Below are 18,906 nucleotides of genomic sequence, written 5' to 3'. Positions count from 1 at the left end.
AGCGATGCAACGCGACTTGACTACTTCATGGTGAACTCAGCCCTCCATGAATAGTTAGCGCTGAACCCAGAATTCACTGCGGTGCAAGTTGCACCGCCAGTGGGCGTTGCAGTCTTGTTCCACTTGGGTTGCTTGACCCCTCCAGACATCATCATCACGAACGTGGTGCTGAATGCACACACCTTACGCCCCACCGAATAACGGAGCATGGCGCCATTCGTATCGGGGCTGACCAATCGTTGCACCCTAAAGGTTATGGAGGACCCAGGCTGTACTTCCTGAGCGGGCGTGGGTACCGCAATCTGGTACGTACTCGTCTCATTGGCATTCGTCAGCTGAAGCTTCACCGGCTCAGTGCCAAGGTTCCTGAAGGTCACTTCGACAGGTGGCCCGGCAAGCGCTGTACTCGCCGCAAGCAATGCGGCCGCCCCACAAAGGGTTCGGGTAAATGTTTTCATCGGTATCAAGCCTCGTCTCTTCCCTGTGGTTATGGGTGAGACGCCGTCATGGCAATAGCCACGGGCTGCCTGAGACGCTCCTTCGTACACAGTCATCCTCGACGACGTCCAGTGTGGTTGACGGCCATCGTGATAAAAACCTTAGCGTCCGAAGGGTCTTCAGTCGTAACAGGATATGCAAGCGAACCGCTAAACCTGCGTCAGCGCTACAGAAATTTGACGCCAAAAAATAAACATCACTGTGAAAATTTCATAACGCCATCATACCGCTTAACCTTTTTGCAATTTTTTTATTAAAAAGCTACCGATACTGGCACAAATACATCTCGATACAATTTCACCCCGTCTATACGGGGGTCCCATCGAACAGTGCTATCAAATTGAAACCACCTGATGATGATCGATATCTGAAAGATCCTTCATGCCAACCAATCCCACCGCGGAACTTACCTTCCTGAGGCCGCTCATAACGCCGTAACGATTTTCATGCCCCCGGGTTGTGAGAAATGACGTACAGATGAGCAGGCAGGCTTAAACGCCTCAACCTGAAACTTTCGACCGGCCAGGCGACCGCGTTCGCAACGGCTGTTCATGCAGGAGAAACGCGCCCAACACATCGTCCACGTGGTTGATTTCAAAGGTTTTTTTCAACTTGAAAGAACAAGCACTGCAGCGCGCCAGGTAGCGCACTGCAATAAAGACGACGACAGACCAGGGCCTGTTTTTAATTAACGGCTTAATGCTGCCTACTTGCAGTGCATCTACAAATGCGCTGAACAACTTACTTTATCTGCGCTTGGCGAAGTGTGCATCTGCCACGCCCCCTTGCGCCCAGAAATTGCGGTTGATCAACCCAGTTCGACGCTGGCGAACAGTGTCGGCATGATAAACACATGAGGTGATAGCGATGCGTATCAGCATCTTTGGTTTGGGTTATGTAGGTGCAGTCTGTGCAGGCTGCCTCACGGCACGTGGCCATGAAGTGATCGGTGTGGACGTGTCCGCTACCAAGATCGACCTGATCAATCACGGCAAGTCGCCCATCGTCGAGCCGGGCCTGGAAACGCTGCTGCAACAGGGTATCGCCAATGGCCGCCTGCGCGGCACCACCGACTTTGCCGAAGCCATCCGCGCCACTGACGTGTCGATGATCTGCGTGGGTACGCCGAGCAAGAAAAACGGCGACCTGGGCCTTGAGTACATCGAGTCGGTGTGCCGTGAAATCGGCTATGTGCTGCGTGAAAAGGCCAGCCGCCACACCATCGTGGTCCGCAGCACCGTGTTGCCGGGTACTGTGAAGAACGTGGTTATCCCGATTCTTGAAGACTGCTCGGGCAAACGCGCCGGCATCGACTTCGGTGTGGCGGTGAACCCGGAGTTCCTGCGTGAAAGCACCGCCATCAAGGACTACGACCAGCCGCCCATGACCGTCATCGGTGAACTGGACAGCGCCAGCGGCGACGTGCTGCAGGCCCTGTACGAGGAGCTGGATGCCCCGGTCATCCGCAAGTCGGTCGAAGTGGCCGAGATGATCAAGTACACCTGCAATGTGTGGCATGCCACCAAGGTCACGTTCGCCAACGAGATCGGCAACATTGCCAAGGCCGTGGGCGTGGATGGCCGCGAAGTGATGGAAGTGGTGTGCCAGGACAAGGCGCTCAACCTGTCCCAGTACTACATGCGTCCTGGCTTCGCCTTCGGCGGCTCGTGCCTGCCCAAGGATGTGCGCGCCCTCACCTACCGCGCCGCCAGCCTGGACGTGAAGGCGCCGCTGCTGGACTCGCTGATGCGCAGCAACGAATCCCAGGTGCAGAACGCCTTCGACATGATCGAAAGCCACGACAAGCGCAAGGTCGCCCTGCTGGGCCTGAGCTTCAAGGCAGGCACCGACGACCTGCGCGAAAGCCCACTGGTGGAACTGGCCGAACGCCTGATCGGCAAAGGCTACCAGCTCGATATCTATGACGAGAACGTGCAGTACGCCCGCGTTCACGGGGCCAACAAGGAGTACATCGAGTCGAAGATCCCGCACGTGTCCTCGCTGCTCAACGCCGACTTCCAGAAGGTGATCGACAACGCCGACATCATCGTGCTGGGCAACCGTGACGAGCAGTTCCGCGCCCTGGCGCAAAAGGCACCGGCGGGCAAACAGGTGATCGACCTGGTGGGCTTCATGAGCAAGCCAACCAGCGCCCAAGGCCGTACCGAAGGCATCTGCTGGTAACGGCCGGGCCCCGCGACGCGGGCACCTCCCCGCGTTGCCTCTACTTCTGAATTCTCCACGGATGCTGAACATGCAAAGGCTTCAGACAGTGCTGTTGCAGTGCGCCGGTTGGCTGCTCTACATGAGCCTGCTCATGCTGATCGCCCTGGCCCTGCCAGCCGACATCTTCGACGCGCAGTCCAAGCACTTCATCTTCCTGGTCGGCGCAGTCGGCATCTGGCGCTACTCCATGGGCGCCACCCATTTCATCCGCGGCATGATCTTTCTCTACGGGGTGTACCCGTACCTGCGCCGCAAGGTGCAGCGCATGGGCAAGGCCGCCGACCCCTCGCATGTGTACCTGATGGTCACCAGCTTTCGCATCGAAGCACTGACCACCGCCCAGGTGTACAGCTCGGTGATCCGTGAAGCGATCAACTGCGGCTTCCCTACCACCGTGGTGTGCTCACTGGTGGAGATGTCCGATGAACTGCTGGTGAAGAGCCTGTGGGCCAAGTACAACCCGCCGCCCCACGTCACCCTCGACATCGTGCGCATTGCCGGTACCGGCAAACGGGACGGCCTGGCCTACGGCTTTCGCGCCATCTCGCGCATGCTGCCGGACGAAAATGCCGTGGTGGCGGTGATCGATGGCGACACCGTGCTGGCCGACGGCGTGGTACGCAAGACCGTGCCCTGGTTCAAGCTCTACCCCAACGTCGGTGGCCTGACCACCAACGAGTTCTGCGAAGTACGCGGCGGCTACATCATGAGTGAATGGCACAAGCTGCGCTTCGCCCAGCGCCACATCAACATGTGCTCCATGGCCCTGTCCAAGCGCGTGCTGACCATGACCGGGCGCATGTCGATGTTCCGCGCCAGCGTGGTGACCGACCCCGAGTTTATCGCCGACGTGGAAAGCGACTCGCTGATGCACTGGCGCCTGGGCCGTTTCAAGTTCCTGACCGGTGACGACAAATCCAGCTGGTTCAGCCTGATGCGCCTGGGCTACGACACCTTCTATGTGCCGGACGCAGCCATCAACACGGTTGAACACCCGCCGGAAAAGAGCTTCTTCAAGGCCAGCCGCAAGCTGATGTACCGCTGGTACGGCAACAACCTGCGGCAGAACTCCCGCGCACTGGGCCTGGGCCTGCGCCGGCTGGGCCTGTTCACCGGCATCGTGCTGTTCGACCAGCGGGTGTCGATGTGGACCAGCCTGCTGGGCCTGACCGTAGCGGTGATCGCCAGCCTCAAGTTCGGCCTGGCCTTCTTGCTGGTGTACCTGCTGTGGATCGGCATCACCCGGCTGATCCTCACCATCATGCTGCTGTGCTCAGGCCACAGCGCGGGCCCGGCCTACCCGCTGATCCTCTATTACAACCAGATCATCGGCGCGCTGATGAAGATCTACGTGTTCTTCCGCCTCGACAAGCAGTCGTGGACGCGCCAGCCCACTGCCCTCAAGCGTGACCTCGCCAGCTTTCAACAATGGTTCAACACCTGGTCCTCGCGGGCCATGACCTTCTCGGCCGCCAGCATCTTCGTCGCTGTGCTGTTCATGGTCGTGTGACCCAACCCGGATCGGAACTTACAGGAACAGAGCCCCATGAATACCGCCGTGAACGTCAACGTCGTGCATGAGTCCGAAGCCCAGCGCCAGCATGCCCGGGTCCGCATCCCTGCCAAACTGCGTTTCCTCGATGCCCAGCGCCAGCCCCACGAAGTCAAGGTCGAGGACCTGTCCGCGGGTGGCCTGAGCTTCTATACCCAGCAGCCGCTGGCCGTGGGCGAGGTGCTGCGCGGGCGGCTGCAGTTCACGGTCGACAACCTCGGCTTGTCGATGGACATCGAGTTCCAGGTACGTGCCTACAACGCAGGCGACGGCCGCACCGGCGCGCAGTTCCAGAACCTGGAACCCCGCGATATCGCCACCTTGCGCCACCTCATCACCAGCCACCTGTCCGGTGAGCTGATCACCCTGGGCGACGTGCTCAGCACCCTGCAACGTGACAACTTCACCAAGGCGCGCAAGCAGAAGGACAGCGGCAGCGGCCTGACCCCTTTTGGCCGCTTCAAGGCGGTCAGTGTGACCCTGGGTGTGTTCGTGGTGGGCATCGCCGCCTTTGGCTTTGTCGCCAAGTCGCTGTACGGCATGTACTTCGTCAGCCGCGCCGAAGCCGGCGTGGTCGCCGTGCCCGCCACCACCATCACCATGCCCCGTGACGGCACCGTCAACAGCCTGGTGCAGGCCGGCGGGCAGATCGGCAAGGGTGCGCCCCTGGCCAGCTTCACCACCAGCATGCTGGACATGCTCAAGGGCAGCATGGACGACGCACAGCTGGAACCGGCCAAGATCGAAGAGCTGTTCGGCAAGCAGCTGTCCGGTACTCTCACCAGCCCCTGTGACTGTGTGGTCGCCCGCCAGTGGGTGGACGACGGCCAGTACGCCGCCAAGGGCCAGCCGATCTTCCAGCTGATCCCGCGCACCACCACCCCGACCGTGGAAGCACGCTTCAGCTACCGCCAGTTCGACGAGGTCAAGCCAGGCACCCGGGTCAACTTCCAGGTCGCCGGTGAAGACCAGGTGCGTACTGGCCAGATCGTCGGCAGCAGCAGCCTGAACAGCGAAGACCTGGCTGCCGACATCCGCGTGCAGATCAAACCCGACAGCGGCTTGCCGGCAGAGCTGGCCGGGCGCCCGGTGGCGGTCAGCAGCGACCGTGGGCCCTCGTTGAACGGGCTGTTCGACAGCGCTCAAGCCCGTGGGTTGTAAGGGGAACGCGTGATGAACTGCATGCCGCCGTTGCAAGGGCTGTGCCCTCGCCCCTTCACCTGGTGCACGCTCGCCCTGGCCGTGACCTTGGCCGGCTGCGCGGGCCTGCCCGACCAGCGCCTGGCCAACGAAGCCCTCAAGCGCGGGGACACCGCACTGGCCGAGCGCAATTACCAGGCCCTGGCAAACCTTGGCTACAGCGACGCCCAGGTGGGGCTGGCCGACATCAAGGTGGCCACCGGCAACCCGGCGCAGCTCGAACAGGCCGAGGCGACCTACCGCGCTGCCGCAGCCACCTCGCCCCGTGCCCAGGCGCGCCTGGGCCGCCTGCTGGTGGCAAAGCCCGGCAGCACCCAGGCCGAACGCGAAGAGGCGCAAACCCTGCTCAAGCTCGCCGCCCGCCAGGGCCAGGGCAACACCCTGATCCCGCTGGCGATGCTGTACCTGGTGTACCCGCAAAGCTTCCCCAGCATCAATGCGCAGAAACAGATCGACCAGTGGCGCGCCGACGGTTACCCGGAGGCGGGCGTGGCCCAGGTGCTGCTGTACCGCACCCAGGGCACCTACGACCAGCACCTGGACGAGGTCGAACAACTGTGCAAGGCCGCATTGGCCACTGCCGACAGCTGTTATGTGGAACTGGCCACCGTCTACCAGAAACGCGGCCAGGCCGAGCAGCAGGCCGCCCTGCTCAAGCAACTCAAGTCGGCTTACGCCCGCGGCGCCGTACCGGGCACCCGGGTAGACAGCGTGGCCCGGGTGCTGGCTGATCGCAGCCTTGGCCAGACCGACGAGAAAACCGCCCAGGCGCTGCTCGAACACATCGCCCCGGCCAACCCGGCGTCCTGGGTGAGCCTGGCGCAGTTGCTGTACGACTTCCCTGAGCTGGGCGATACCGACCCGTTGCTGGCCTACCTCGAAAAAGGCCGTGACGCGCAGCAACCCCGCGCCGACCTGCTGCTGGGCCGCCTGTACTACGAAGGCAACCGCGTACCCGCCGACGCTGCCAAGGCCGAACAGCACCTGCAAGCGGCTGCCGAGGCCGGTGAGACCAGCGCCCGCTACTACTTGGGCCAGCTGTACCGCCGCGGCTACCTGGGCAACGTCGAGCCGCAGAAGGCGCTGGACAACCTGCTGGCCGCCGCCCGCGGCGGGCAGAACAGCGCCGACTATGCCCTGGCCCAGTTGTTCAGCGAAGGCCACGGCGTGCGCCCGCAGCCCACCGACGCCTGGGTGTTCGCCCAACTCGCCCAGGCCAACCCTACGCCGCAGTCTGCCGAGCTGCTGCAGCAACTCGACCAGCAGCTCACGCCTGAGCAGCGCGACCAGGCCCAGCACACGCTCGCCCAGGAAACCCAGGCCCGCAGTGCCATGGCGCAAGGCGCCAACGGCATTCTGGCCCTCCAGGCCCTGCAGGGCGATGAACAAGACGAAGACGCCGAGGATTCGCTATGACGCTCAATGCCTTCATGAAAGCAGGCATCGGCCTGAGCTTCGCCCTGCTGTGGTCCTGCCCCACCCTGGCGCAGCTGACCGCCGACAAGAATTTCGGCCTGGAAGTGAAAGTCACTGGCCAGTCCGAAGACGACCGCGACCTGGGCACCCGCCCCGGTGGCGACGTCAATGGCCTGGGCCTGGACCTGCGCCCTTGGGTGTACGGCGAGCGCGGCAACTGGAGCGCCTACGCCATGGGCCAGGCGGTCACCGCTACCGACACCATCGAAACCGACACCCTGCGCCAGAACGACGACGGCACCACCACCGACACGGCTGAAGACAGCCGTCAGCCAGACAAAAGCTACCTGGCCATGCGTGAGTTCTGGGTTGGCTACAGCGGCCTCACCGCCTACCCCGGCGAGCAACTGCGCCTAGGCCGCCAGCGCTTGCGCAGCGATGACGCCATGTGGCGGGACACCAACATCGAAGCCCTCAACTGGACCTTCGACACCACCCTGCTCAAGGCCGACCTGGGCATTGCCCAGCGCTTCAGCGAATACCGCACCGACCTCACCGAACTGGCGCCACAGGACAAGGACCGCACCCACGTCTACGGCAACATAGCCACCCAGTGGACACCTGGCCACTGGGTTGGCCTGCGCGCCCACCATACCCATGACAGCGGCAGCTTGAAGAGGCCGGGTGAAACCGTTGATGCGCTGGACAAGACCCGCACCGGCGATTTGACCTGGCTGGGCCTGGAAGCCAATAGCGACGCCTACAACTGGCGCAACGATCACAGCATCAACTACTGGGGCAGCCTGACCTGGCTGACCGGTAACCGCGACACCCTCGGCAGCCGCCAGGTCGGCGACCAGCAAGTGGCCAGCGGCACCCAGCGCGGTGACGTGAATGCCTGGGCCACCGACCTGGGTATGCGCCTGCGCCTCAACCCGCAGTGGCAGGTCGGCGCCGCCTATGCGCGCGGCAGTGGAGGTGGGGACGACGGCGGCAACAATTTCGAGCAGACCGGCCTTGAGAGCAACCGCTCCAACTTCACCGGCACCCGGTCGCGCGTGCACCGCTTTGGCGAAGCGTTCCGCGGCGAGCTGGGCAACCTGCAGGCGGCCACCCTGTTCGCCTCCTGGCAACTGCGCGACGACTACGACGCCAGCTTCATCTACCACAAGTTCTGGCGCGTGGACGGCAAGCAGAATATCGGCTCCAGCGGCATCAACGCAGTGGTCAACGACAACGGCGTGAACCGCCCGCTGATCGATGGCGAGAAGGACCTCGGCCAGGAAATGGACGTGGTCGTCACCAAGTACTTCAAGCAAGGCCTGCTGCCGGCGTCGATGAGCCAGGCCATCGACGAGCCCTCCGCACTGGTACGCCTGCGCGCCGGGGTATTCAAGCCGGGCGATGCATACGGCAAGGAGGCGGACAGCTACATGCACCGCGCCTTCGTCGATGTGATCTGGCGTTTCTGAGGCCGCAAGGGGATTGCCATGAACCTTCATCCACATTTGCGCCACGGCCTGCTGGCCAGCGCCCTGCTGCTCGCCAGCGGCCTGGCCGCCGCCGCAGAGCCGCGCCTGCTGGCCAAGGAACTGCAGCAGGCCCGCACTTATACGGTGTCCAGCGCGCCGACCGAACCGCTGCACATGGACCCGCCCACGCTGCCCGACCTTTCCGGCTACACCGCGCAAGCCGTGCAGAGCAAGATCGACCGCAGCCACCCGGGCAAGGTCACGGTGCGCCGCATGTTCCAGGAAGACAGCCTCAAGGAGTTCGTCGGCGGCGACAACAAGGCCGCCGAGTGGGTGCAGCGCCAGCACGGCATTCCACAGGCCATCTTCATCGATGACGGCCATGTCGAACTGGCGCAACTGAGCCGCCAGGTGCCCAGGCAGTACCTGAACGAAGTGCAGCCGGGCGTGTACCTGGCACGCCTGCCCATCGTGGTCGGGCGCAAGGGCACGCTGGAGATCAACAGCAAGGTCAGGCAACTGCGCCTGTCCGAGGAAGGCGGTGCGTTTCTGGTGAACGACGGCAAGCTGTTCGTCACCGACACCCAGGTGACCGGCTGGCGCGAACAAAGCAACGGCCCGGCCACGTTCCGCTCGCCCAAGGCGTTTCGCCCGTTCCTGCTGTCGTGGGGCGGCACCGAGACCTACATCGTCAACACCACCATGGCCAGCCTCGGCTATGCCAAGTCCAAGTCCTACGGCGTGAGCATTTCGCAGTACACGCCCAACCTGGCCAGGCGCATGGGCCGGCCCGAGCCGACCGGCTGGATCATCGGGTCGCAGTTCAGCGACATGTGGTACGGCTTCTACTGCTATGAAACCCGCGACTTCGTGGTGAAGGACAACACCTACCGCGACAACATCGTCTACGGCATCGACCCGCACGACCGTTCCCATGGCCTGATCATTGCCGGCAACACGGTGCATGGCACGCGCAAGAAGCACGGCATCATCGTGTCCCGCGAGGTGAACGACAGCTGGATCATCAACAACAAGAGCTTCGACAACAAGCTCTCCGGGGTAGTGATCGACCGTAACAGCATCAACAACCTGGTGGCCTACAACGAGATCTACCGCAACCACACCGATGGCATCACCCTGTACGAAAGCGGCGACAACCTGATCTGGGGCAACAAGCTGGTCAACAACCGCCGCCACGGCATCCGCGTGCGCAACAGCGTGAACATCCGGCTGTACGAAAACGTCGCCATGGCCAACGGCCTGGTGGGGGTGTACGGCCATATCAAGGACCTGTCGGATACCGACCGCGACATCGCCCTGGACCCGTTCGATACCAAGGTGTCGCTGATTGTGGTGGGCGGGCAGCTGGTGGCCAACGGCTCCGGCCCGCTGTCCATCGACTCGCCGTTGTCGGTGGAGCTGTACAAGGTGGCCATGCTGGCCCCGCGCAAGGCCAGCGGTATCACCCTCAGTGGCGTGCTGGGCCAGCGCCAGGACGAAATCCTCGACCTGCTGGTGCGCCAGCAGAAGGCTGTGCTGATCGACCCGGTCGAACGCCAGGCCGAAATGATCGATTAAGGAAGCCCCGACCATGACCGCACACACCCTCAAACTGCTGGGCATTACCTGCGCCCTTCTGGCCATCAGCCAGGGCGCGCGCGCCGACCAGGTGAAGGCCCCCACCTTCACCGCCGAGCCGTGCTGCCAGCTGTGCCCCGAAGCGCACGATGCCAGCCGCTACACCACCCGCTACCAGCAGAACTTCACCACGCTGGTGCAGGCCAAAGGGGACTGGCTGTTCCGTACCCGGGAAGACCTGCGCACCGAATTCGACACCACACAGGCCGGCTACAAACGCCTGCAGCAGGTGCACGACGCCTTCAAGAAGCGCGGTGTCGAGTTGGTAGTGGTGTACCAGCCCACCCGTGGCCTGGTGAACCGCAACATGCTCGAACCGGCTGAAAAAGCCGCCTTCAACTACCAGAAGGCATTGGGCAACTACCAGGCCATGCTCAAGCGCTTTGCCGGCATGGGCTACAACGTGCCCGACCTGTCGCCCTTGACCAACGAGCAACTGGCCGCTGCCGACCAGGGCAAGGACTTCTACTTCCGCGGCGACCAGCACTGGACCCCGTACGGCGCCGAACGCGCCGCGCGAATCGTGGCCGACACGGTGCACAAGATGCCGGCTTTCGAGGGCATCCCGCGCAAGGAATTCGAAACCACCAAGTCTGGGCGCATGGGCAAGACCGGCACCCTGCATAACGTGGCCGGGCAGCTGTGCGGCACCAGCTACGCCGTGCAGTACATGGACCAGTTCAGCACCGAGCCCAAGGGTACCAGCGGCGATGGCGACGACCTGTTCGGCGACGAAGGCAACGCCCAGATCACCTTGGTGGGCACCAGCCACAGCGGCAAGAACTACAACTTTGCCGGCTTTCTGGAGCAGTACATCGGTGCCGACGTGCTGAACGTCGCCTTCCCCGGCGGCGGCCTTGAAGGCTCGATGATCCAGTACCTGGGCAGCGAGGAATTCCGGAAGAACCCGCCGAAGATCCTGGTGTGGGAGTTCTCGCCGCTGTACCGCCTGGACCAGGAGACCATCTGGCGACAGATCCTCGGCCTGCTCGACGATGGCTGTGACGACCGCCCCGCGCTGATGAGCGCCAGCACTGCGCTCAAGCCTGGCCAGAACCAACTGATGGTCAATGGCAAGGGTGGTGTCATCAAGCCCTTGGTCAACCGCAACCTGCAGATGGACGTTAAGTTCGAAGACCCGTCGGTGAAGGTGTTGCAAGCCACCCTGTGGTACCTCAACGGCCGGCACGAAGACATCAAGCTGGAAAAACCGGAGACCTCCGATACCGACGGCCGCTTCGTGTTCCAGATGCGCGAAGACGAGGACTGGGCCGATCAAAGCCTGTTGGCCTTCGAGGTGCAGGGGCCGGAAAAAGGCACCCAGAACGTCGAGGCCAAGCTCTGCAAACGCAACAACTTCGCCGGGCCTGCGCACACCGCGCAAGCCGGCCAGTGAGGCGACCATGACCCATTACACGCACATCTTGCGCCCCGCCCTGCTCGCCCTGGCCCTGTGCGGCAGTGCCGCACAAGCCGCCCTGGTACCGCCGCAGGGGTACTACGAAGGCATCGAAAAGCTCAAGACCGGCGACAGCAAGTTCCGCTGTGAAGCTGCGCCCAAACCCTATACCGGCGCGCTGCAGTTTCGCAGCAAGTACGAGGGCTCGGACAAGGCGCGGGCCACCCTCAACCTCGACTCCGAACACGCCTTCCGCACCTCGACCGAAGCCATCACCACCCTTGAAAAAGGCGTGAGCAAGATGGTCACCCAGTACATGCGTGACGGCCGCCCGGCGCAGCTCGATTGCGCACTGACCTGGCTGGGCACCTGGGCCCGGGCCGATGCGCTGATGTCCACCCAGTACAACCACACCGGCAAGTCGATGCGCAAATGGGCGCTGGGCAGCATGAGCGGCTCCTGGCTGCGCTTGAAGTTCTCCCGTTCGCAACCGCTGGCGGCCCACCAGGCCGAGGCCGAACTGATCGAAAAGTGGTTCGCCCGCCTGGCCGAGCAGACCGTGCGCGACTGGAGCAACCTGCCCTTGCAGAAGATCAACAACCACAGTTACTGGGCAGCCTGGTCGGTGATGGCCACTGCCGTGGCCACCGACCGCCGCGACCTGTTCGACTGGGCCGTGAAGGAATACAAGGTGGGCGCCAACCAGGTCGACGAGCAGGGCTTCCTGCCCAATGAGATCAAACGCAGGCAGCGCGCCCTGGCCTACCACAACTACGCCCTGCCGCCGCTGGCGCTGATCGCAAGTTTCGCCCAGGCCAACGGCGTGGACCTGCGCAGCGAGAACAACTTCGCCCTGCAGCGCCTGGGCGAAGGGGTGCTGGCCGGTGCTCGCGACCCGCGCCATTTCGCCGAACGGGCAGGCGAGAAACAGGACATGAAGGACTTGAAAGTGGACACCAAGTACGCCTGGCTCGAACCCTGGTGTGCGCTGTACCACTGCGTGGGCGACACCCTGCAGCGCAAGCACGGCATGCAGCCGTTCAACAGCTTCCGCATGGGTGGCGACATGACCCGGGTGTATGACCCGAAAAACTGACGCAAGCCCGTAGGCGCGGGTAAACGCGCGCCTACGGAAAGTCTAGATAGCCCACCACGTCTGCGTGGGGGGTTTGGGGGGCGTTTGCCCTGAATGCTGTGAGCAAATTAGGAGAACCGGGATGGTCTTCTCGTCCAACGTGTTCCTGTTCCTGTTCTTGCCGATCTTTCTCGGCCTGTACTACTTGAGCGGGCAGCGCTATCGCAACCTGCTGCTGCTGGTCGCCAGCTACATCTTCTACGCCTGGTGGCGGGTGGACTTCCTGGCCCTGTTCGCCGGCGTCACCCTGTGGAATTACTGGATCGGCCTGAAGGTTGGTGCAGCCGGCGTGCGTACCAAGCCGGCGCAGCGCTGGCTGCTGCTGGGCGTGGGCGTGGACCTGGCAATACTGGGCTACTTCAAGTACGCCAATTTCGGCGTCGACAGCCTCAACGCCATCGTCACCTCGTTCGGCCTGGAGCCGTTCATCCTCACCCACGTGCTGCTGCCGATCGGTATCTCGTTCTACATCTTCGAGTCCATCAGCTACATCATCGACGTGTACCGCGGCGACACCCCGGCCACCCGCAACCTGATCGACTTCGCGGCGTTCGTGGCGATCTTCCCGCACCTGATCGCCGGCCCCGTACTGCGCTTCAAGGACCTGGTGGAGCAGTTCAACAACCGCACCCACACCCTGGACAAGTTCTCCGAAGGCTGCACCCGCTTCATGCAGGGCTTCATCAAGAAGGTGTTCATCGCCGACACCCTGGCCGTGGTCGCCGACCACTGCTTCGCCCTGCAGGCACCCACCACCGGTGACGCCTGGCTAGGGGCACTGGCCTACACCGCGCAGTTGTACTTCGACTTCAGTGGCTACAGCGACATGGCCATCGGCCTTGGCCTGATGATGGGCTTCCGCTTCATGGAGAACTTCAAGCAGCCGTACATCAGCCAGTCGATCACCGAGTTCTGGCGCCGCTGGCACATCAGCCTGTCGACCTGGCTGCGCGACTACCTGTACATCACCCTGGGTGGCAACCGCAAAGGCACCTTCAACACCTACCGCAACCTGTTCCTGACCATGCTACTGGGTGGCCTGTGGCACGGCGCCAACTTCACCTACATCCTCTGGGGCGCCTGGCACGGCATGTGGCTGGCGATCGAACGCGCGCTGGGCATCGACACCAACCCGCAGCGTTTCAACCCGGTCAAATGGGCATTCACCTTCCTGCTGGTGGTGGTCGGCTGGGTGATCTTCCGCGCCGAAAACCTGCACGTGGCCGGCCGCATGTATGGCGCTATGTTCAGCTTCGGCGACTGGCAGCTGTCGGAGCTCAACCGTGCCCAGCTGACCGGCCTGCAGGTGGCCACCCTGGTGATTGCCTACCTCACCCTGGCGTGGTTCGGCCTGCGCGACTTCTATCGCACGGCCACCCCGGCAGCGGCCCTGCCCACCCCGGCGCAGGTCAACGCCGACGGTTCGGTGGGCATGGACGTGACGCGGGTGCTGACCCGTGTGCTGGTGCTGCTGTTGTTCGCCGCCTCGGTCCTCAAGCTTTCGGCGCAGAGCTACTCGCCGTTCCTGTACTTCCAGTTCTGAGGGGCCTCACATGACCCGCACATTACGCATCACCTATTCCCTGTCGTTCCTCGGCCTGCTGGTAGGCATGGGCGTGTGGTCCCTTGGTGGCCTGCAGGGGTTCCAGCGCACGGCGCCGATGACCCTGCTGGACGGCAAGCTGGCCAAGGCCGCCGAGACGCACTACGACGCGCAGTTCCCGATCAAGCGCCTGGGCACCAACCTGTGGGCGGCCATGGATTTCAAACTGTTCAACGAGGGCCGCCCCGGTGTGGTATTGGGGCGCGACCAGTGGCTGTACAGCGACGAGGAATTCAAGCCCGCCGCTGGCGCCGAGCAACGGATGCAGGACAACCTGGCACTCATCCGTGGGGTGCGCGACACCCTGCAGCAACAGGGCAGCCAGCTGGTACTGGCGATCGTACCGGCCAAGGCGCGGGTGTATGACGAGTACCTTGGCAAGCAACGCCCGGCCAGCCTGCACGACGACCTGTATAACCGCTTCCATGCCAGGGCGCGCCAGGCCGGGGTGTTTGCCCCAGACCTGATGGCGCCGCTGGAACAGGCCAAGGCCCGCGGCCAGGTGTTCCTGCGTACCGACACCCACTGGACACCGATGGGCGCCGAGACCGCAGCCCAGGCCCTGGCCGAAGCGGTCGGCCGCCAGCACCTGCTCGAAGGCGAGCAACAGGCCTTCGTTACCGAAGCCGGCACCACCGCCCCGTACAAGGGCGACCTGACCCATTTCCTGCCGCTGGACCCGCTGTTCAGCAACCTGCTGCCGGCACCCGACACCCTGCAGCAGCGCACCACGCGCCCGGCGCAGGCCGAAGCACAGGGCGATGACGCGCTGTTCGCCGACACTCGCATTCCGGTGGCCCTGGTGGGCACCAGCTACAGCGCCAACCCGCACTGGAATTTCCTGGGGGCCCTGCAGCAGGCGCTGCGCAGCGACGTGGCCAACTACGCCGAAGACGGCCACGGGCCGCTGGTGCCGATGCTCAAGTACCTGCAAAGCGACGCGTTGCGCAATGCCCCGCCGCAAGTGGTGGTGTGGGAATTCCCCGAGCGTTACCTGCCGATGAAAACCGACCTCAGCCGCTTCGATCCGCAGTGGATCGCGCAGCTGAAGAACACCCGCAAGTCCGAAGCAAACCTGGCCATGTCGTCCACCCGGGCGCCCCACTGATAGAGAGGAAACCGCACATGACCCCTAAAACTTCCATTGCCAAGGCCCTCACCCTCGCAGCTGGCCTGTCCCTGGCATCACTGCAGGCCTTCGCCGGCGCCGACGCCGCCCTCTATGGGCCGAGCGCGCCAAAAGGCTCTACCTTCGTACGCCTGTTCAACGCCGCCAGCGCACCGGCTGCCGCCAGCGTCGGCAACACACAGATCAAGCAGGTGGCTGCCCAGGCCAGCAGCGATTTCAGCTTCCTGCCAGGCGGTGACTACACCGCCCAAGTCGGCGGCAAGCAGGTGCCGGTGCAACTGGCCTCCGACAAGTACTACACCCTGGTCAACAGCGGTACCGGCAACCCGCAGCTGGTGGAGGAGCCGCCGTTCAAGAACAAGCAGAAGGCCCTGGTACGCGTACAGAACCTGAGCGACCAGTCACTCACCCTGAAAACCGCCGACGGCAAGACCGAAGTGGTCAAGCCGGTGGCCGCCCACGGCCGTGGCGAACGGGAAATCAACCCGGTCAAGGTCAACCTGGCGCTGTACCAGGGCAGCAAGAAAGTGGGTGACGTGAAACCCGTCGCCCTGGAGCGCGGCGAAGCGGCCGTGCTGTACGTCACCGGTTCCGGCAGCGCGCTGTCGCCGGTCTGGGTCACCCGCCCGGTATCGGGCAACTGATTTCAACTACCCCTCGATGACTAGTGGAGAAACACGATGATCCCGGTAATTCTTTCTGGTGGTAGCGGTTCGCGCCTGTGGCCCCTGTCGCGCAAGCAGTTCCCCAAGCAGTTTCTGGCCCTGACCGGCGAGCACACGCTGTTCCAGCAAACCATCGAACGGCTGGTGTTCGAAGGCATGGATGCGCCCATCGTCGTCTGCAACAAGGACCACACCTTCATCGTGCAGGAGCAACTGGCCGCGCTGTCGCTGCAAACCCAGGGCATCCTGCTGGAGCCATTCGGGCGCAACACCGCGCCAGCCGTGGCCATGACCGCCATGAAGCTGGTGAATGAAGGCCGTGACGAGCTGATGCTGGTACTGCCAGCCGACCATGTGATCGATGACCAGAAGGCCCTGCAGCGCGCGCTGGCCCTGGCCACGGTAGCCGCCGAACGTGGCGAGATGGTGCTGTTCGGGGTGCCGGCGACCAAGCCTGAAACCGGCTATGGCTACATCCGTTCCAGCCAGGATGCCTTGTTGCCCGAAGGGGTGGCGCGGGTGGCCCAGTTTGTGGAAAAGCCCGATGAAAAGCGCGCTGCCGAGTTCGTCCAGGCCGGTGGCTACTTCTGGAACAGCGGCATGTTCCTGTTCCGTGCCAGCCGCTTCATCGAAGAACTGAAAAAGCACGACCCCGACATCTACGACACCTGCATGCTGGCCCTGGAACGCAGCCAGGCCGATGGCGACACGCTGAGCATCGATGAAGCCACCTTCGCCTGCTGCCCGGACAACTCCATCGACTATGCGGTGATGGAAAAAACCCGGCGCGCCTGTGTGGTGCCGATGTCGGCCGGTTGGAGCGACGTGGGTTGCTGGTCGTCGCTGTGGGATGTGCACGACAAGGACGACAACGGCAATGTCACCAAGGGCGACGTGATGGTGCAGGACAGCCACAACTGCATGATCCACGGCAACGGCAAGCTGGTGTCGGTGATCGGCCTGGAGAACATCGTGGTGGTCGAGACCAAGGACGCCATGATGATCGCGCACAAGGACAAGGTTCAGGGCGTGAAACAGATGGTCAAGTCGCTGGACGCGCAGGGCCGCAGCGAAACCCAGAACCACCTGGAGGTCTATCGCCCGTGGGGCTCGTACGATTCGGTGGACATGGGCGGCCGCTTCCAGGTCAAGCACATCACCGTGAAGCCGGGCGCCAGCCTGTCGTTGCAGATGCACCACCACCGGGCGGAACACTGGATCGTGGTGTCCGGCACCGCCGAGGTCACCTGTGACGAGAAGGTATTCCTGCTGACCGAGAACCAGTCCACCTACATCCCGATCGCCTCGGTACACCGCCTGCGCAACCCCGGCAAGATCCCGCTGGAGATCATCGAGGTGCAATCGGGCAGCTACCTGGGCGAGGACGATATCGAGCGTTTCGAGGACGTGTATGGGCGTACCTCGGTGGCGGCAGAGGGCGCGACCGGCCTGGGTTGATGGGGCCGGTGTAGGCACTGGCTTGCCAGCGATGGGCTCGAACGGGTCAAGGCAGTGACTGCCGCCGTTTTGAGCCCATTCCCATTTCACGCTACGATGCTCAGACCCCGCGCAACTCAGGTCTGCATCCCCATGATCATCGGCGCCCTGCTCATCCTTACCTGGCTGGTACTGCTGCTGCGCTACCCGGCCAAGGCATTGCCGATCTCCCTGGCGGCCATTGGTGGGCTGGGGCTGGTGGCGCTGTTCGTCATCTGGCAGGACAGCCGCGAGGCGTCGCAACTGGCGCGGGTAGACCTGCGGCTGGTCCATGCACCTGCCCAATGCCCGGCCGACCGCCCATTGCAAGTCACAATCCGCAACGACAACACGGTGCCGCTCACCGAACTGCGCTGGCGGGTGGCCGCCTATGCGCCGGGCGACACCGTCAACCTTGCCGAAAACACCTACAACGCACCGCGCTACCGTGGCCCTGGCGAACTGCAGGCGGGTGCCCACTGGAGCGACTGCCTGCCATTGCCCCCACTGCGCGCAGGCTACCGTGCGCAAACCCTGGAATTCCGCGCCGAGCACCTGCAAGGCACCTTCGCCAACTAACCGCCCCTGGCCTAAGGCTCTGCCATGCCCACCGTTCTGATCACCGGTTGTTCCAGCGGCATCGGCCGCGCCCTGGCCGACGCCTTCCGCGATGCCGGCCATGAGGTGTGGGCCACCGCCCGCAAACCTGAAGACGTTGAGCGCCTGGCCGCTGCAGGTTTTACCGCCAGAGCGCTGGACGTCAATGATTCGCAGGCACTGACCCGGCTGGCCGAGGAACTGCCCACCCTCGATATCCTGATCAACAACGCAGGCTACGGCGCCATGGGGCCCCTGCTCGATGGTGGGGTAGACGCCATGCAGCGCCAGTTCCAGACCAATGTGTTCGCGCTGGTGGGGGTAACCCGCGCGTTGTTCCCGTTGCTGCGCCGGTCCAGAGGCCTGGTAGTCAATATCGGCAGTGTGTCGGGTGTGCTGGTGACGCCGTTCGCCGGGGCTTACTGCGCCTCCAAGGCCGCCGTGCATGCGCTGACCGACGCCCTGCGCCTGGAGCTGGCGCCGTTCGGCGTTCGGGTGATGGAGGTGCAGCCCGGTGCCATCGCGTCGCAGTTTGCCAGCCATGCGCAGCACGAGGCTGAGCAGTTGCTGGCACCGGCGTCGCCCTGGTGGCCGTTACGTGAGCAGATCCAGGCCAGGGCCCGTGCCTCCCAGGACAGGCCCACCCCCGCGGCGAGCTTTGCTCGGGGTGTACTGGCGGCAACGCGGCGCTCGCCTGTGCCGGTGCTGGTCAGGCTCGGCAATGGCAGCACCGCCCTGCCGCTATTGGCGCGAGTGCTGCCGCGGCGGCTGCTGGACTGGGTGTTGCGCAAACGGTTTGGGTTGTTGCGCGGGCTTTGAGGTAGGACGTGGTTTGTGCGGTGGTGCGCGGATCGAGCGCCGCCCGCGCGGCGCATCGCGAGCTGCGCTCGCTCCTACGTT

The 18,906-nt window shown here is 63.7% G+C and carries 14 protein-coding genes; all 14 read left to right on the top strand.

The window, feature by feature from the left end:
* The first annotated feature begins 1,365 nt into the window (after positions 1–1,365).
* The 14 genes from IAE33_RS21630 to IAE33_RS21565 all read left to right on the top strand — a co-directional run bounded on the left by IAE33_RS21630 (position 1,366) and on the right by IAE33_RS21565 (position 18,825).
* Positions 1,366–2,682, top strand: a complete 1,317-nt coding sequence (locus IAE33_RS21630) for a nucleotide sugar dehydrogenase (protein WP_028635233.1) — start codon at positions 1,366–1,368, stop codon at positions 2,680–2,682.
* Between the two features lie 70 nt (positions 2,683–2,752).
* Positions 2,753–4,234 (top strand): glycosyltransferase family 2 protein, encoded by a 1,482-nt coding sequence (locus tag IAE33_RS21625; protein ID WP_201165044.1) that lies wholly within the window; start codon positions 2,753–2,755, stop codon positions 4,232–4,234.
* 36 nt (positions 4,235–4,270) lie between these two features.
* Positions 4,271–5,437 (top strand): alginate biosynthesis protein Alg44, encoded by a 1,167-nt coding sequence (locus IAE33_RS21620; RefSeq protein WP_201165043.1) that lies wholly within the window; start codon positions 4,271–4,273, stop codon positions 5,435–5,437.
* Positions 5,438–5,458: 21 nt separating this feature from the next.
* On the top strand, positions 5,459–6,892 hold the full coding sequence (algK, locus tag IAE33_RS21615) for an alginate biosynthesis TPR repeat lipoprotein AlgK (RefSeq protein ID WP_201165068.1): 1,434 nt from the start codon (positions 5,459–5,461) through the stop codon (positions 6,890–6,892).
* Positions 6,889–8,364: an alginate export family protein gene (locus tag IAE33_RS21610; RefSeq protein WP_201165042.1), complete on the top strand. Its 1,476-nt coding sequence runs from the start codon at positions 6,889–6,891 to the stop codon at positions 8,362–8,364. The genes algK and IAE33_RS21610 overlap by 4 nt, the downstream gene beginning before the upstream one ends.
* Before the next feature lie 18 nt (positions 8,365–8,382).
* Positions 8,383–9,942, top strand: coding sequence for a mannuronan 5-epimerase AlgG (gene algG, locus IAE33_RS21605; RefSeq protein WP_201165041.1), 1,560 nt, complete (start codon positions 8,383–8,385; stop codon positions 9,940–9,942).
* 13 nt (positions 9,943–9,955) lie between these two features.
* On the top strand, positions 9,956–11,398 hold the full coding sequence (locus IAE33_RS21600; RefSeq protein ID WP_201165040.1) for an alginate O-acetyltransferase: 1,443 nt from the start codon (positions 9,956–9,958) through the stop codon (positions 11,396–11,398).
* Between the two features lie 7 nt (positions 11,399–11,405).
* Positions 11,406–12,497 (top strand): mannuronate-specific alginate lyase, encoded by a 1,092-nt coding sequence (locus tag IAE33_RS21595; protein WP_201165039.1) that lies wholly within the window; start codon positions 11,406–11,408, stop codon positions 12,495–12,497.
* 121 nt (positions 12,498–12,618) lie between these two features.
* Positions 12,619–14,079 carry an MBOAT family O-acyltransferase gene (locus IAE33_RS21590; protein ID WP_201165037.1) on the top strand — a complete coding sequence of 487 codons (1,461 nt, stop codon included), beginning with the start codon at positions 12,619–12,621 and terminating at the stop codon, positions 14,077–14,079.
* Positions 14,080–14,089: 10 nt separating this feature from the next.
* Positions 14,090–15,247: an alginate O-acetyltransferase gene (locus tag IAE33_RS21585; protein WP_201165036.1), complete on the top strand. Its 1,158-nt coding sequence runs from the start codon at positions 14,090–14,092 to the stop codon at positions 15,245–15,247.
* A gap of 17 nt (positions 15,248–15,264) precedes the next feature.
* Positions 15,265–15,912, top strand: a complete 648-nt coding sequence (locus IAE33_RS21580) for an alginate O-acetyltransferase AlgF (protein ID WP_201165034.1) — start codon at positions 15,265–15,267, stop codon at positions 15,910–15,912.
* A gap of 36 nt (positions 15,913–15,948) precedes the next feature.
* On the top strand, positions 15,949–17,391 hold the full coding sequence (locus IAE33_RS21575) for a mannose-1-phosphate guanylyltransferase/mannose-6-phosphate isomerase (protein ID WP_201165032.1): 1,443 nt from the start codon (positions 15,949–15,951) through the stop codon (positions 17,389–17,391).
* Between the two features lie 132 nt (positions 17,392–17,523).
* Positions 17,524–17,988, top strand: a complete 465-nt coding sequence (locus IAE33_RS21570) for a multidrug transporter (RefSeq protein WP_201165027.1) — start codon at positions 17,524–17,526, stop codon at positions 17,986–17,988.
* A 24-nt stretch (positions 17,989–18,012) separates the two neighbouring features.
* The gene (locus IAE33_RS21565; RefSeq protein ID WP_201165026.1) at positions 18,013–18,825 is read left to right on the top strand and encodes an SDR family oxidoreductase; all 813 of its coding nucleotides are present in this window, start codon (positions 18,013–18,015) and stop codon (positions 18,823–18,825) included.
* The last annotated feature ends 81 nt before the right edge of the window (positions 18,826–18,906 follow it).

The sequence above is a fragment of the Pseudomonas sp. S60 genome, assembly GCF_016647865.1.
GTDB classification, from domain to species: domain Bacteria; phylum Pseudomonadota; class Gammaproteobacteria; order Pseudomonadales; family Pseudomonadaceae; genus Aquipseudomonas; species Aquipseudomonas parafulva.
The sequence above is the reverse complement of the archived record's forward strand: the minus strand, read 5'-3'. Positions and strand labels throughout refer to the sequence as shown.

What these genes read in the sequence shown, in the direction of transcription:
- IAE33_RS21565 (WP_201165026.1), top strand. Translation starts at nt 18,013, where the DNA reads ATGCCCACCGTTCTGATCACCGGTTGTTCCAGCGGCATCGGCCGCGCC.
- IAE33_RS21570 (WP_201165027.1), top strand. Translation starts at nt 17,524, where the DNA reads ATGATCATCGGCGCCCTGCTCATCCTTACCTGGCTGGTACTGCTGCTG.
- IAE33_RS21580 (WP_201165034.1), top strand. Translation starts at nt 15,265, where the DNA reads ATGACCCCTAAAACTTCCATTGCCAAGGCCCTCACCCTCGCAGCTGGC.
- algK (WP_201165068.1), top strand. Translation starts at nt 5,459, where the DNA reads ATGCCGCCGTTGCAAGGGCTGTGCCCTCGCCCCTTCACCTGGTGCACG.
- IAE33_RS21590 (WP_201165037.1), top strand. Translation starts at nt 12,619, where the DNA reads ATGGTCTTCTCGTCCAACGTGTTCCTGTTCCTGTTCTTGCCGATCTTT.
- IAE33_RS21600 (WP_201165040.1), top strand. Translation starts at nt 9,956, where the DNA reads ATGACCGCACACACCCTCAAACTGCTGGGCATTACCTGCGCCCTTCTG.
- IAE33_RS21595 (WP_201165039.1), top strand. Translation starts at nt 11,406, where the DNA reads ATGACCCATTACACGCACATCTTGCGCCCCGCCCTGCTCGCCCTGGCC.
- IAE33_RS21620 (WP_201165043.1), top strand. Translation starts at nt 4,271, where the DNA reads ATGAATACCGCCGTGAACGTCAACGTCGTGCATGAGTCCGAAGCCCAG.
- IAE33_RS21630 (WP_028635233.1), top strand. Translation starts at nt 1,366, where the DNA reads ATGCGTATCAGCATCTTTGGTTTGGGTTATGTAGGTGCAGTCTGTGCA.
- IAE33_RS21610 (WP_201165042.1), top strand. Translation starts at nt 6,889, where the DNA reads ATGACGCTCAATGCCTTCATGAAAGCAGGCATCGGCCTGAGCTTCGCC.
- IAE33_RS21585 (WP_201165036.1), top strand. Translation starts at nt 14,090, where the DNA reads ATGACCCGCACATTACGCATCACCTATTCCCTGTCGTTCCTCGGCCTG.
- IAE33_RS21625 (WP_201165044.1), top strand. Translation starts at nt 2,753, where the DNA reads ATGCAAAGGCTTCAGACAGTGCTGTTGCAGTGCGCCGGTTGGCTGCTC.
- algG (WP_201165041.1), top strand. Translation starts at nt 8,383, where the DNA reads ATGAACCTTCATCCACATTTGCGCCACGGCCTGCTGGCCAGCGCCCTG.
- IAE33_RS21575 (WP_201165032.1), top strand. Translation starts at nt 15,949, where the DNA reads ATGATCCCGGTAATTCTTTCTGGTGGTAGCGGTTCGCGCCTGTGGCCC.